16 protein-coding genes are annotated in these 13,672 nt (G+C 67.2%); 8 read left to right on the forward strand and 8 right to left on the reverse strand.

Annotation, left to right across the window (positions count from 1 at the left end; all coding sequences use genetic code 11):
• Positions 1–71: 71 nt before the first annotated feature.
• The 3 genes from N4S67_RS01180 to N4S67_RS01190 are packed head-to-tail and all read left to right on the forward strand — an operon-like array spanning position 72 to position 2,415.
• A complete protein-coding gene (locus N4S67_RS01180) occupies positions 72–1,160 on the forward strand; it encodes an LLM class flavin-dependent oxidoreductase (protein ID WP_260991108.1) in 1,089 nt (362 codons plus the stop codon).
• Positions 1,160–1,705, forward strand: a complete 546-nt coding sequence (locus N4S67_RS01185; protein WP_260991109.1) for a carboxymuconolactone decarboxylase family protein — start codon at positions 1,160–1,162, stop codon at positions 1,703–1,705. Before N4S67_RS01180 ends, N4S67_RS01185 begins: the two co-directional genes overlap by 1 nt.
• Entirely contained in the window at positions 1,702–2,415 is a 714-nt protein-coding gene (locus tag N4S67_RS01190; protein WP_260991110.1) for an alpha/beta fold hydrolase, read from the forward strand. The genes N4S67_RS01185 and N4S67_RS01190 overlap by 4 nt, the downstream gene beginning before the upstream one ends.
• On the opposite strand, the gene N4S67_RS01195 is transcribed toward N4S67_RS01190, so the two are convergent.
• Together N4S67_RS01195 and N4S67_RS01200 are read right to left on the reverse strand one after the other, a co-directional pair.
• Complete coding sequence (locus N4S67_RS01195; RefSeq protein ID WP_260991111.1) at positions 2,412–3,710, reverse strand: PucR family transcriptional regulator; 1,299 nt, start codon at positions 3,708–3,710, stop codon at positions 2,412–2,414. The genes N4S67_RS01190 and N4S67_RS01195 overlap by 4 nt on opposite strands.
• A gap of 26 nt (positions 3,711–3,736) precedes the next feature.
• A complete protein-coding gene (locus N4S67_RS01200; RefSeq protein ID WP_260991112.1) occupies positions 3,737–4,729 on the reverse strand; it encodes a Gfo/Idh/MocA family protein in 993 nt (330 codons plus the stop codon).
• 144 nt (positions 4,730–4,873) lie between these two features.
• Between N4S67_RS01200 and N4S67_RS01205 the strand changes: the two genes are divergently transcribed.
• Positions 4,874–6,025, forward strand: coding sequence for a flavin reductase (locus N4S67_RS01205; protein ID WP_260991113.1), 1,152 nt, complete (start codon positions 4,874–4,876; stop codon positions 6,023–6,025).
• Between the two features lie 33 nt (positions 6,026–6,058).
• Here the strand turns inward: N4S67_RS01205 and N4S67_RS01210 are convergent, their stop codons facing one another.
• Together N4S67_RS01210 and N4S67_RS01215 are read right to left on the reverse strand one after the other, a co-directional pair.
• Positions 6,059–6,226, reverse strand: coding sequence for a DUF5302 domain-containing protein (locus N4S67_RS01210; RefSeq protein WP_260991114.1), 168 nt, complete (start codon positions 6,224–6,226; stop codon positions 6,059–6,061).
• A 35-nt stretch (positions 6,227–6,261) separates the two neighbouring features.
• A complete protein-coding gene (locus N4S67_RS01215) occupies positions 6,262–6,705 on the reverse strand; it encodes a PPOX class F420-dependent oxidoreductase (RefSeq protein WP_260991115.1) in 444 nt (147 codons plus the stop codon).
• A 31-nt stretch (positions 6,706–6,736) separates the two neighbouring features.
• On the opposite strand from N4S67_RS01215, the gene N4S67_RS01220 reads away from it, so the two are divergent.
• The 3 genes from N4S67_RS01220 (at position 6,737) to N4S67_RS01230 (ending at position 8,939) form a co-directional block, all read left to right on the forward strand.
• Positions 6,737–7,567, forward strand: a complete 831-nt coding sequence (locus N4S67_RS01220) for a class I SAM-dependent methyltransferase (protein ID WP_260991116.1) — start codon at positions 6,737–6,739, stop codon at positions 7,565–7,567.
• Positions 7,564–8,085: a DUF1697 domain-containing protein gene (locus N4S67_RS01225; RefSeq protein WP_260991117.1), complete on the forward strand. Its 522-nt coding sequence runs from the start codon at positions 7,564–7,566 to the stop codon at positions 8,083–8,085. Before N4S67_RS01220 ends, N4S67_RS01225 begins: the two co-directional genes overlap by 4 nt.
• Positions 8,086–8,168: 83 nt before the next feature.
• Positions 8,169–8,939: a class I SAM-dependent methyltransferase gene (locus N4S67_RS01230; RefSeq protein WP_390893240.1), complete on the forward strand. Its 771-nt coding sequence runs from the start codon at positions 8,169–8,171 to the stop codon at positions 8,937–8,939.
• Here N4S67_RS01230 and N4S67_RS01235 read toward each other — a convergent pair.
• A complete protein-coding gene (locus N4S67_RS01235) occupies positions 8,936–9,301 on the reverse strand; it encodes a GntR family transcriptional regulator (RefSeq protein WP_260991119.1) in 366 nt (121 codons plus the stop codon). The genes N4S67_RS01230 and N4S67_RS01235 overlap by 4 nt on opposite strands.
• Positions 9,302–9,337: 36 nt before the next feature.
• Between N4S67_RS01235 and N4S67_RS01240 the strand changes: the two genes are divergently transcribed.
• A complete protein-coding gene (locus N4S67_RS01240; protein ID WP_260991120.1) occupies positions 9,338–10,051 on the forward strand; it encodes an NAD-dependent deacylase in 714 nt (237 codons plus the stop codon).
• 9 nt (positions 10,052–10,060) lie between these two features.
• Here the strand turns inward: N4S67_RS01240 and N4S67_RS01245 are convergent, their stop codons facing one another.
• From N4S67_RS01245 to N4S67_RS01255, 3 genes are read right to left on the reverse strand one after another with little or no spacing between them, the layout of a single operon-like run.
• Positions 10,061–10,699: a class I SAM-dependent methyltransferase gene (locus N4S67_RS01245; protein WP_260991121.1), complete on the reverse strand. Its 639-nt coding sequence runs from the start codon at positions 10,697–10,699 to the stop codon at positions 10,061–10,063.
• Positions 10,680–11,378 (reverse strand): TetR/AcrR family transcriptional regulator, encoded by a 699-nt coding sequence (locus N4S67_RS01250; protein ID WP_260991122.1) that lies wholly within the window; start codon positions 11,376–11,378, stop codon positions 10,680–10,682. Before N4S67_RS01250 ends, N4S67_RS01245 begins: the two co-directional genes overlap by 20 nt.
• Positions 11,375–13,636, reverse strand: coding sequence for an MMPL family transporter (locus N4S67_RS01255; RefSeq protein ID WP_260991123.1), 2,262 nt, complete (start codon positions 13,634–13,636; stop codon positions 11,375–11,377). Before N4S67_RS01255 ends, N4S67_RS01250 begins: the two co-directional genes overlap by 4 nt.
• Positions 13,637–13,672: the final 36 nt, after the last annotated feature.

A 13,672-nucleotide genomic window follows, 5' to 3' on the forward strand; every position in this document is an offset into this window, starting at 1 on the left:
TGATCGAGGCGGCCGGGAATTCGCGGCCGACGCCACTGACCGGTGGAGTTCGGCGGCATTGACTTGACGTCATGCGACTCGGCTACTTCTCGATGCCCCTTCATCCGGCCGGCCGGAACTGGTCGGAGACCCTGCGGGAGGACCGTGAGGCGGTCATCCTCGCCGACCGGCTCGGCTTCCACGACGCGTTCATCGGCGAGCATCTCACCGACCGCCACGAGAACATCACCAACAGCCTGGTGTTCCTCGCGACGCTGATCTCCGACACCGAGCAGATCCGGCTTGGCACCGGGACGACGAACCTGTCGCAGCAACACCCCGTGCTGGTGGCCGCGAATTCGGCGATGTTCGACCACCTCGCCGACGGCAGGTTCATCCTCGGCATCAGCCCTGGCGCCCTGCCGTCGGACGCCGAAGCGCTCGGAATCCTCGACCAGGACCGCAACGAGATGTTCGCCGAGGCCATCGACGTCATCACCGCGATCTGGGAGGGCGAACCCCCGTATTCACTTGTGCGTGAGGGCGGCCGGTTCAACGTCACGACCGAACGCACCCTCGACCTGGAGCTCGGCGTCGGAATCCTGCCAAAGCCGCTGCAGCAGCCGCGTCCGGAAATCGTCGGCACCGTCGTCGCGCCCTTCTCGAAGGGCGTCATCGCCATGGGTGCCCGCAACTTCCATCCGCTGTCGGCCAACTTTCTTCTACCGCAGTGGGTTGCGACGCACTGGCCGAACTACGTTCAGGGCAAGGAGTCGGTAGGCGAAGCGGCCAACGCCGACGACTGGCGGGTAGCCCGCACCGTGTTCGTCAACGACGATCAACGAGTCGCCGAGGCATACGGGCGCAACGACACCGGCAGTCCGTATCGCTTCTACTACGACAAGATGCTGACCAAGATGCGCAAAATCGGCCGCCTCGAGCTGTTCAAGACGCACCGTGACCAGCCCGACGACGAGGTGACCCTCGACAGCGTGGTCGATCAGCTGGTGATCGCAGGCACTCCGGATCACGTCGCCGAGCAGCTGCTCGCATTTCGGGACCAGACCGGCGACTTCGGCGAGCTGGTCTACGCCGGGTTGGACTGGGCCGACCCCGAATTGGCGCGCCGATCGATGGAGTTGATGGCCGAACAGGTCATGCCGCGGATCAACGCGAGCTGATGGGCGGACCGGACCGGCTGCCGCTGCCGTCGACGCTGACCGCCGATCAGCGGGCCGCCGTCGAGAAGATCGAGTCCGGGCCGCGCGGCGCGCTGTTCGGACCGTTCGTCCCGCTGCTGCGCAGCCCGCACCTGATGACACGACTGCAGTTGGTCGGCGAACACCTGCGTTTCGACGCCGCGATCGCCCCGCACCTGACCGAGTTGGTGATCCTGATCGTTGCCCGACGCTGGGGTCAAGACTTCGAATGGGGTCATCACGCGCCACTGGCCAGGGCCGCCGGGCTGGGCGACGACGTCATCGCCGCGATCCGCGACGGCGCGGACATCACCGGACCGGACGACGTCCGTGCCGTGTGGCGACTCGTGGACGAGCTCGAAAACACCCGAGCGCTCAGCGATTCGACCTTCGCCTCGGCCCTCGGGACCGTCGGCGACACCGGCGTCGTCGAGGTGATCGCCACGGTGGGCTACTACACGACACTGGCGATGGTGATGAACGCCGCGAGAACACCGGTCCCCCACGACTACGAGCGACTGCCGTGAGCGCGCCGTTTCTCCTCCTGCACCCACTGGGGGCCGACGCGCGGTTCTGGGACCCGGTGCGCGCCGAACTCGGACCGCACCCGAGCACCGCACTCGACCTGCCCGGGCACGGTGCGTGCGCGCTACCGCCGCTCGGAGCCGGCGTCGACGCCTACGCGGCGGCCGTCGCCGAACAGGTGGACGAGCCGGTGCATCTGGTCGGCATGTCGCTGGGCGGTCTGGTGGCCCAGCAGCTCGCGGCCACGCGGCCCGACCTCGTCGCCTCCGTCGTGCTGGTGGACACCGTGTCGGTGTATCCGCAACCCATGCAACAAATGTGGCGAGATCGCGCCGAGATCGCCCGGTCGGGCGGGCTGAGCTCCCTGGTCGAGCCGATGGCCGCCATGTGGTTCAGCGCGAACCTGGCCGCGGCCGCGGATCCGCGGGTCGAGCAGGCGAGGCGCACATTCGCCGCGACGGACCCGGAGGGTTACGCGCGCAGCTGCGACTTGCTGGCAGGGGTCGACGTACGCGACGGCGTCGCCGCGCTGACCGTGCCCGTCGTGGTCGTCTGCGGCGAGGACGACGCGCCGCCGTTCCGCGACGCCGCGACGTGGCTGGCGCGCATGACCGGCGACGGGACGGTGTACTGGCTTCCCGGCCGGCACGCGTGTGCGATCGAGGAGCCCGAGAAATTCGCCGGCCTGCTCTGCGCCACCGTGCTGGACTAGCCCCGCTCGACGCCCTGCAGCAACCGCATCAGCCGCGCGGCGACCTGAAGCTCGGTGCGGCGTTCGCTCAGCGAATGACCAAGCAGCTCTTCGGCTTTGTGCAGACGGTTGCGCACGGTGTGCTCGTGCAGCTGCAGGTGCTCGGCGGCGGCCACGTGCGACCCGAAGCGGAACGAGGCCTCAAGTGTTTCGCGCAGCCGCGCCGCTTCGACGGTGTCGCCCGCCAACGCGCCGAGCTCGCGTTCGACGAATTGGCGTGCCTGCGACGGGTCGCGCATCAGCAGGATCTCCAATCCGACATCACGGTGGTGCACCACCGAGGGCGCCGAGGGCCGGTCCCATGCCGCCCTGATGCGTTCGGCGTCGAGTGCCTCGGCGAGCGTGGCTCGGAAGCCGTCGATACCGGCGTGCGAGTCGCCGACGGTCGCGGGCACGCCGGCCTCGACCAGGACGGCGTCCAGCGCCTCGAGCACCGTGCGCTTCCACTCGCCGATCCGGCCGAGCCACACCACCGTCGATGACAGCGTCAGCGGGTAGACCAGCGAGTGCTGACAGCTCACGGCGGCGCGGAGCCCCACGGCCAGCTGGGTGGCGGCGCCTTCGGCGACTGTCGGCAGCAGCACCGCGATGTGCCTGCTGGTCAGGTCGTAGGACAGGATCGCCGCGTCCGACGCCGACAGGACGCCACCCTCGTCGCGCAGGATGTCCCTGACCATGCCACGCCGCATGTGCGCCCGCGACCGGTTGAGCGCCTCGTAGTCACGGGTGTAGGTCTCGGCGACCTGGGATGCCACGAAGTCCTGATAGCCGAGGATCGTCTGGGTCAGCAGCTGCTGCGCCAGCGCCGCTTCGTCGCGGTCGATGTCGCGCTCGGCGATGACCTGGCGCAGGTGCGCGCTCCACGCCTCCCACATCGTGAAGAAGCTGACCCGGTACGACCGCTGCATGGCCTTCTGCGGAATCCGTAGCTGCGCCTGCACTTTCGCGAACGACAGCACCTGCTCGAGGTACACGTCCTCGAGGACCAGCTCGCCGGCGATGACCGAGCGCAGGCAGCGGGCGTTGGCCCGGATGCTGGCCGTCAGGTAGCCGCGGAACTCGTCGTCGTGGGCCTGGTTCGGGAACGCGATCGACAAGCACCGGCCGATGATGACGTCGGCCAGCTCGTCGACGTCGAACTCCTCGGCCAACTGTTGCACCCAGTCGGGCAACGGCCGCTCGTCGCGCCACAGGTGCAGCGGCGCCGGCATCGGGATGTCGGCGGACTGTGCGTCGGGGTCTCGATCAAGCGTCATGGACATGGCGATCCTAGTGGGCCGCACTACTGCACGGCCTCTACCGACCCACTGAGCGCCGAGCGGGTGATCGCCTCGAAGGTGCGTGCGTTGGCCACCATCTCCTCCGGCGGGATCGGATAGCTGGTTGCGCCTGCGGCCGCCCGGGCGAACGCTTCGATGTTCTCCCGCACCGATGGGTGCGGTGGGTAGAACCGCGACTGTGCCCTCGCACCGCGGACCTGACGGGTGACGTCCCAACCGTGCGGGTCTTCTGGGTGGGTGCGGTCGCGGATCTCCATCCATCCTTCGGAGCCCAGCAGTGCCACCCGGCCGACGAACGGTGTCGCGAGGATGGCCGTGATGAGTGCCGTCTGGCCCTTCTCGAATCCAAGGGTGATCGCCAGGGTGTCGCCGTTGGCGAAATTGGTGGCCTGTGTGGACAACCGCGCCCACACCTGCGTGGGTCGTCCGAAGATGCTGATCGCCAGATCCACCAGATGAATTCCGGTCGCCGACAGCGGGCCGACCGGCGCCTCGACGGCCGATAGCCGCCAGTTGTCGGCGGGCAGGTCGAGGAACTTGTCCTGGCTGAAATTGCCCTCGAAGACCAACGGGGTGCCGAGTTCACCGTCGGCGATCGCCTGCCGCATCGCCATGACGGCCGGCTCGAAACGCCGTTCGTGTCCGATACCGAGTTGCAGGCCCGCCGCAGTGATCGCATCGACCGCACGCTGCGCGTCGTGACCTGTTGTGCTGAGCGGCTTTTCGCAGAAGACGTGTTTGCCCCGGCCTGCGGCGGCGACGATCTGATCGGAGTGGAACTTGTGCGGGGTGCACAGGATCACCGCGTCAACCCCGTCGTCGCGCAACACCTCGTCCAGGTCGATCCGGATGTCGGTCAACCAGGGCTGCATGGCCGTCCGCGCGTCCTGGTCGACATCGACACCGGCAACGACCTGCACGTATTCGCTTGCGTCGAGGTCGCGCACCACTTTGCGGCCCCACCAGCCCAGGCCCACCACGGCAGCTCTGATCACAACGATCAGTCAAGGGGCCACTCAACGGGTGCGCATTGTCGCCGGACGTGAACTTCGCGCGCCGACGTGCCGCATTCCGTGAGTGATTGCTGTGGACGTCCGACGTTCAATTGACGTACCGACCCGAACGACGGGAGATCTGTCATGACGCAGGAGTACGTGAGCACCGCGGACGCGGTCGACGCGGACCTGTTCCGTCATGTCGTCGGTCATCTGGCCACCGGAGTGACCGTGGTGACCACCAGGGTCGACGGCCGAGACCACGGCATGACCGCCAGTTCCGTGACGTCTCTGTCGATGGACCCGCCGATGATGCTCGCCTGCGTCAACAACTCCGTGCCCACTGCGGCCGCCATCGAGCGTAGCGGCAGGTTCACGGTGAACGTGCTCGGTCAGTCGCACGGCGATCTGGCGTACCTGTTCGCCACCCCGCGACCGGACAAGTTCGCCGGTGTGCAGATCGTCCGTGGCGTCGGCGAGGTGCCGATCCTCGCCGAGGCGATCGCCGCGCTCGAATGTGAAGTCACCGAGCAGGTTTCCGGCGGCACCCACTCGGTGTTCCTCGGCCACGTGGTGGCCGCGACCGCGCGCGACGGCGCGGCCCCGCTGACCTACTTCCGAGGCGGCTTCGGGCGTTTCGAATTCGAGCGCAACGACCGCGCCTACGAGCAGGCCAGGGACATGGTGCTCAGCCGGGTGTTCGCCGCCGGTCAGGTGATCACGGTCGACGAACTCGCCGACGTCATCGACGGAGACCGGGCCCGTGCGTTCTACGCGCTCACCCGCTTGGCGACCGACGGCCTCATCCGGCGCGACCCCGAACGTGGCTACGTCATCGCCCCGTTCGACGTGCGCACCTCCGACGACACCTTCGAGGCGCGGCTGGCCATCGAACTGGGCGTCATCGATCGCGTTGCGGGTCAGGCCGATCCGAAGCAGCTCGACGTCGCGCGGCACCACCTAGACACCATGGCCCGCTACCTGGTCGACGATCACTTCGAGGACTTCCACGCGTACCTCGACGCCAACTACGCCTTCCACGAGTCGATCGTCGCGCTGTCGAAGAACCCGTTGCTGATCGCGGCGTTCGGGGCGTTGAGCATCAAGAACGTCATGGCCAGAAGCTTCGGCGTCACCGCGCAGTCGTCGGCGGCGTTCCTGGCCGTGCAGCGCGACCTGCTGACGGCCCTCGAGGTGGGCGACGCCGACGCCGCACGTGTGGCCGCGCGGTCGTACTGCGACCTGGCGAAGGCCCGCACGCGCCAGCTGCTGGCTTTGACCGGAGGGCAGGTGTGAGAGCCGCCGCCCTGGTGCTGGTGCGCCGGCTGGCTACCCGCTCTTACGGCGGAACTCCCGACGGTTCTCGAGTGGCCCGTGAGCTTTCGGCTGCTTAGCTCCCCTGTCCTTGTGGTCAGAACCGCCCGCCGCCTGGGCCTTCTTCCGCTCCAGCGCTTCCCGGAACCTGCGCTTTGTGTCGTCTTCCGGTTCATCGGCCATGACGGCAGCGTAGCGCCTGCCGATCGTCGAGTGCTCTACCTTTTCCCCGGCGGCATGCCGTACAGGTGCGCGATCGGCAGGGTCATCATGACGCGGCGATCTTCGACCATGGCGCGCCGGTAGTCGTCCCAATCTGGGTGTTCACCGGCAATGTTGCGGTACAAGGCAATCAACGCCTCGACCGTCTCGTCGTCCGGCGATGCGGCGGGCGGGGTCAGGACCGCATCGCCCTCGGCGACGGCGTACGACCATCCGTCGTCGGAGCTGACGTGAAGTGACGCTCGTGGATCGCGCCGCAGGTTGCGGGTCTTGGCCCGCGGTTCGGTGATCGACACGGCGATCGTCTGCTGACGCGGATCGAAGTAGTAGGAGACATGGGACAACTGCGGCCTGCCGTCGCGCTTGATGGTGGCGAGGACACCCAGCGAGTTCCCGCTGATCACCGCCAAAAGCTTGTCGTCGAAAACCTGCCGTCCCATGCTTCGAGCGTACGTCTCTACGATCGACTCGATGAGTGAGTCCACGATCGACGGCAACATTCTCGAAGGCGTCTCGGCCACCACGCTGTGGACCCTGCACAACCGCGCCAGCGAGGCCAAGCGCTCCGACGGGGTGATCCGCGACCCGTGGGCGGTCACGTTGTTCGACGCGATCTCCTACGACTACCTCAAGTTCGGCAACCCCAACCAATCGCACGCGTTGCGGGCGGTGGCTTTCGACACCGAGGCGCGGCGCTATCTGAGCGCTCACCCCCGGGCGGCGGTCGTGGCGCTGGCCGAGGGTCTGCAGACCAGCTTCTGGCGCCTGGCGCGACACGGCGTCGCTGACGAATTGATCTGGTATTCGGTCGATTTACCGCCTGTCATGGCGCTTCGGGAGACGCTCTTGCCGCACGACGACCGGATCGTCGCGCTGGCTCAATCGGCACTGGACCGCAGCTGGATGGACCGGGTCGACGCAGAGCACGGCGCGTTCATCACCGCCGAGGGTCTGCTGATGTACCTCGAGCCCGCCGACGCGCTGGGCCTGATCCGTGACTGCGCGGCCCGCTTCCCCGGCGGGACGATGATGTTCGACTCGATTCCGCAGTGGTTCAGCAAGCGCACGGTCAGCGGGAAGCTCAGGCTCTCCGATCGCTACCTCGCGCCGCCGATGCCGTTCTCGATGTCCGCCGACGAGGGTGAGGCACTTGCGGGCACGATCCCCGGGGTACGTCTCGCACGCGACATCGCCTATCCGCCCGGGCGCGCAATGTTCAAGATCGCCGCATGGCCGCCGCTGGACCGCATCGCCCTCTACCGCCGCGGCAGGCCGAGCATCACGCTGCTGGAGTTCGGATGACGCGCTACGCGGCGTTCCTGCGCGGAGTGAACGTCGGCGGAATAAACCTGAAGATGGCCGAGGTGGTCTCGGCGTTCGAGGACGCCGGATTCACCGACGTGCGAACGATTTTGGCCAGCGGGAATGTTCTCCTCAGCAGCCGCTCCGACGTCGCGGCCGTGCGGAAGAAAGCCGAGAAGGCGCTGCGCGACACGTTCGGCTACGACGCCTGGGTGCTGGCCTACGAGCTGGACGTCGTGCGGGCGATCTCCGAGGCCTATCCGTTCGACCGCGAGGTCGAAGGACACCACTCCTACGTCACGTTCGTGACCGATGAGCAGGTGCTCTCCGAACTCGCCGCGCTCGCGGGCGACGCCCAGCCCGACGAGAAGATCGAGCGCGGCGAAGGTGTCATCTACTGGCAGGTGCCCAAGACGGGAACGCTGGACACCACCATCGGCAAGACGATGGGCAAGAAGCGGTACAAGTCGTCGACGACCACCCGAAACCTGCGCACGCTGGACAAAGTGCTGCGGTAGGTAGATTCACTGGTGTGACACCGACCGCTCCCACGTCCAAAGCCGACGGCACCGTTTTGACCGGCGTCTCCGAAACAGCGCTGATGACGTTGCAGGTCCGCGCGAACGAGGCACGTCGGCCCGACTCGATCATCGATGATCCGATGGCGATCCAGTTGGCCGACTCCATCGAGTTCGACTTCGCCAAGTTCGGTTTCACGAGGCGTCAGGACATGGCGGTCCGGGCACTGGCATTCGACCGTCAGGCCCGCCGCTACCTCGCCGATCATCCGAAAGCCACCGTGGTGGCGCTCGCTGAGGGTTTGCAGACCAGCTTCTATCGCCTCGAGAGTGTCAGCGATCAATTCCGTTGGCTGACCGTCGATCTGCCACCGATGATCGACCTGCGCCGCAAACTTCTGCCTGCGTCGGACCGTGTGCAGTTGTGCGCGCAGTCCGCGCTGGATTTCAGCTGGATGGACCGGGTCGACTCGGATGACGGGGTGTTCATCACCGCCGAGGGACTACTGATGTACCTGCAGCCCGAGGAGTCGCTGGGTCTGATCGCCGAATGCGCGAAGCGGTTCCCCGGTGGACGGATGATGTTCGACCTTCCACCCGCGTGGTTCGCCAAGTGGATCAGCCGGGGCATGCTTCGGCCGTCGTTGCGCTACCGCGTGCCGCCGATGCCGTTCAGCCTGACGCCGTCGGAGGCCGCGAATCTGGTCAACGACATCCCCGGCATCCGTGCGGTGCACGACGTCGCGCTGCCGCCCGGTCGCGGCAAAGTGTTCAACGCCCTGACGTGGACTGTGCAACGGGTCACGCTGTTCGACAACGTGCGGCCGGTGCTGACGCTGCTGGAGTTCGGCTAGTCGAAGGCCGTTTCGATGTAGCGCAGGGCGTCGACCTTGCCCACCCCCAGCGCCTTGGCCGCTGAGACGAACGAGTGCGCCGCGGAGGCCATCGCGGCGTCTGCCGGATCCGCTCGCGCCACGAAAGTACCGAAACGGCCCCGTGTTTCGAGTATGCCTGCCGATTCCAGCTCACGATATGCACGAGCCACGGTGTTGACTGCGAGTCCGAGCTGACCAGCCAGTTCGCGCACCGTCGGCAAGCGCGTCCCCGGCGCCAGGCGGCCGTCGCGGACACCGTCGATCACCTGTGTCCTGAGTTGGTCGAACAGCGGCCCCGCAGCCTGCTGGTCGAGGCGAACCCAATCCCCCAATTCGGTCACGTGCCCCAGTATCACCCAAGCGGCTAGTTTGGTCATGTGCAGGTGACGGTCCTCAGCGGTGCGGGTATCTCGGCCGAAAGCGGTGTGCCGACGTTTCGCGACGCCGAAACCGGGCTGTGGGCAAAGGTCGATCCCTATGAGATCTCCAGCTCGGACGGGTGGAAGGCAAACCCGGAGAAGGTGTGGGCGTGGTACCTGTGGCGGCATTACATGATGGGTTCGGTACGGCCGAACAACGGGCACCTGGCCGTGGCGGACTGGCAGGACTACGCGGACGTGCACGTGGTCACGCAGAACGTCGACAACCTGCATGAGCGCGCAGGCAGCAAGAACGTCTACCACCTGCACGGCAGCCTGTTCGAGTTTCGTTGCGACTACTGCCAATCGGCATACGACGGCGAGCTGCCCGCCATGCCCGAGCCGGTCGAGACGGTCGACCCGCCGCAATGCCCGTGCGGCGGGCTGATCAGGCCGAATGTGGTCTGGTTCGGCGAGGCGCTGCCCGAGGATGCGTGGCAGCGTTCGGTGTCGGCGGTGACCGGCGCCGACATCGTGATCGTGGTCGGCACGTCGTCGATCGTGTACCCGGCGGCGGGCCTGCCCGAACTGGCACTGGCGAACGGCACGGCCGTCGTCGAGGTCAACCCTGAGCCCACGCCGCTGTCGGAGGCCGCGACGGCGGTAGTTCGGGAGTCGGCGGCCACCGCGCTGCCCGGCTTGCTGCAGCGCCTGCCCACTCTCCTCGGTTAGCGGTCCCCGTCACGACTTGACCGCGCGACCGATCGCGAACTCCGCCACCGGCAGTGGCACCCAGGCCGGCATAGTCCACTCCCGCCGGGCGCCGGACACCGCGAAGCCTGCACCGCTGATGATCTGCTCGGTGTGCCGATGCGTGTGACAGTTGCCGAGCAACCTCGGCCACAGCGTGGCGTCCGCTGCTTTTTGCAACCCGGCGCGCAAGCCGCCGCTCGCGACGTGCTCGAGGTAGCGCAGCTCTCCGCCTGGGCGCAGCAGCGAGTGCAACTGCCGCACAACGCTGTTCGGATCCTCAACCGAGCACAACACCATCGAGCACACCACCGCGTCGAACGGCGCTCCCCCCAAAGACAGCGCGAAGTCCTCGACGGCGTCACCGCTGACGGTCACCGGGACCGGCGCCTCAGCGGCCGCCTGATGCGCCATCGCCGCTAGCCGCTGTTCGGGTTCGACGGCCACCACCTCGGTGACCGTCGGGGGGTAGAACGCGAAATTCGTCCCGGTCCCTGCGCCCACCTCGAGCACGCGCCCGGTCAGACCCGCGAGGTTCTCCCGGCGCAACCGCTGGATCGCGTCGGTTTCGTGCCGAGAAAGATACATCCACACCCGCGCGAAGAACGGGTTATCCACGCTGCTGCTCATCCGTTGTCCCGTCTACGCTCAGTCGCCCCTTGAGCCACGTTATCGCCTCGTGCGCGGGCGCATCCAGGTCGACCATGTCGACGACGATGTGGCCGAGGCACGCCGCGGCAAGTACGCGGTCGGCGAAGGCCTCGACATCGCCCCAGGGCAGATAGGGCTTCGAGACCACCAGCGCCGCGACGCCATGGGCGACGCTCCACATCTCCATGGCCGCGGCCGTCGGGTCACCGGCGGGAAAGACGCCCTCGCGAATCAAACCCTCCACCGCACCGCGCATGTGGAGGAACGCCGAGCTGTTCAGCGCCACCTCCACATCGCTGCCGGGCCGGCCCTCGCCCATGGTGGCGATGCGATACAGCTCCGGGGTTTTCATGGCGAAGCGGACATACGCCAGGCCCTGCTCGCGCAGCACGTCGACCGTCGACGGCTGGCCCACCGCGGCCTGCTGCATCTCTTCGTCGAGCTTCTCGAAGTATCTGGCACACACCGCGTCGAGCAGTGCGTCCTTGTCGGCGAAGTGCAGATAGATCGACGGCGGAGTCACCCCGACACGCTGAGCGACCGACCGGATCGACACCTCCTTGGCGTGACCGGTCTCCAAGAGCAACTCTGTTGTCGCGTCGAGGATCTCTTCCCGTAACTGCTCACCGGAACCCCGCGGTGCGCGCTTTCGTCTCATCGGGTTGCGACGGGTTCCTTCACCGGCGCCACCTCGTCCGCCGACTCGCGCAAACCGATGCGTTCGTGCAGGCGGGCCAGCGGTTTGGGCGCCCACCAGTTCCACCTGCCGAGCACATGCATGAACGCGGGCACCAACGCCATGCGGACCAGTGTCGCATCAGCCAGCACCGCGAGGGTCAGACCGACACCGAACATCCGCATGAACGCCACCTGCGCGGCGATCAATGCCGCGAACGAGATCGCCATCAGCAGTGCCGCGGCGGTCACGACGCGCCCCGTCTTCGCCAATCCCAGAGCGACGCTCTCGTCGTTGTCCTCGCGGGTCCGCCCCGACTTCAGCCAGTACTCGCGGATGCGAGAGACCAGGAACACCTCGTAGTCCATCGACAATCCGAACGCGATGCAGAACAACAGCACCGGCATGTTCGCCACCAGCGTGCCGGTGGGCGTCGTGCCCAAGGCGCCGAGGTGGCCGTCCTGGAAGATCCACACCAGCGCGCCGAACGCCGCAGTGAGTGACAAGACGTTGAGTACCAACGCTTTCAACGGCAACACGACACTGTCGGTCAGCAGGAACAGCAACACGAATGTGATCGCCGCGATGACGCCGAGCACAAGGGGCAGTCGCGAGGTGATCGCCGACGAGCTGTCCCGGTTGATCTGCGCGACACCCGTCAGCTGGACCGGCACCCCGCCTGGCGTTTTCACTGCCCGCAGCTGGTCGAGCTGGGCCTCCGAGGCGTCGGAGAACAGCGGCGCGGCACTCGCCACTGTGAGGAACGCGCTGCCGTCGGCGAATCCGGTGGCCGCCGACGGCGGGCCCGCGGGTCTACCATCGGCGAAGGTGCCGCCGGGCGCCGACACCGACGACACGTCGGGCACCTGTGACAGCGCGGCCGCGTAGCCGTCGAGGTCGCTCGGCGCGATCTGTCGGGTGTCCGGAATGACAACGGTGACGTTGCGCGCGGAGTCCACTTCGAACTCGTCGCGAAGTTGGTCGCCGACCTGTCGTGCCGAGGCGGACTCCGGCAGCACGCGGTCGTCGGGAAAGCCCCACTTGGCGCCGAGGAACGGCGCTCCGAGCAACAGCAGCAGGGCGATGATCGCCAGACCGATTGGAACAGACCGTCGTACAACGAATTTGGTTGAGCGGTACCAGAACATCTGCTCGACGGGTTTGCGGACGGGGTCCGGCCGGTTGAACACCCAGCGGGCGAGGCGGCGGGCGTCGAGGGAATCCATCCGGTCGCCGAGCAGCACGATCGCCGCGGGCGCCACCACGATCGCGGCTACGGCCGCGAACGTCACCACCGCGACCCCCGCATACGCGAACGACTGCAGGAAGTACATCGGGAACAACACCATCGCCACCATCGAGAGCGCGACCGTCAGCGCCGAGAACAACACGGTGCGGCCCGCAGTCGCCATGGTGCGCACCAGTGCCCGGTCGCGGTCGGCGCCCTCGGCCAGTTCGTCGCGGTAGCGGCTGATGATCAGCAGTGTGTAGTCGATGGCCAGTGCCAAACCCATCGCGATGGAGAGGTTCATCGCGAAGATCGACACGTCGGTGATGAACGTGATGCCCCGCAGCACCGCCATCGACCCCAGGATCGCGAACCCGCCGACGGCCAACGGCAGCGCGGCGGCCATGAGCCCACCGAACACCCAGACCAGCACGACGAAGCTCAGCGGGATCGCGATGGCTTCCATCATCAGCAGGTCTTTTTCGCTCTGCGTGTTGATCTGGACGTACGTCATCGCCTCGCCGCCCGCACGCACGGTGACCCCGTCGCGGTCGTGCACGAGTCGGTCGGTCAGCTCTTTGGCGTGTTTCTGGGCCTCGCTCTCGCCGCCGGTGATCCCGGCGACGATCAGGCCCGTCTTGCCGTCCTTGCTGACCATCGCCGGCGCAGCGGTCGGCGGCGCGCTCCACGCGGAGACGACGTCGGCCACGTACGGGGAGGCCTGTAGCTGCGCAGCGATGTCGGCGCCGACCGAGCGCGCGGCGGGGCTCTGCGCGCCCTCGGTGCCGTCGTCGGTCACGCTGATCAACAACTCCATGTCGCCCTGGCCGAACTTGTCGACCAGCAGCTTGGTGGCGTGCGCCGATTCGGAGGTGGGGTCCTGGAATCCTCCAGCGGACAGGTGACCGGCCACCGGAATTCCGAAGAACCCGCAGGCCGCCATCACCAGCGCCGCGATGACGATGATCCGCCGCGGGGCGGCGATGGCCAGGTGTGCGATCCGTTGCAGCACGTCGCAATCCTTCCGCTGAGATACCAGCGCTAACTT

It is taken from the genome of Mycobacterium deserti (genome assembly GCF_025345615.1).
In the GTDB taxonomy this organism is placed as follows: Bacteria; Actinomycetota; Actinomycetes; order Mycobacteriales; family Mycobacteriaceae; genus Mycobacterium; species Mycobacterium deserti.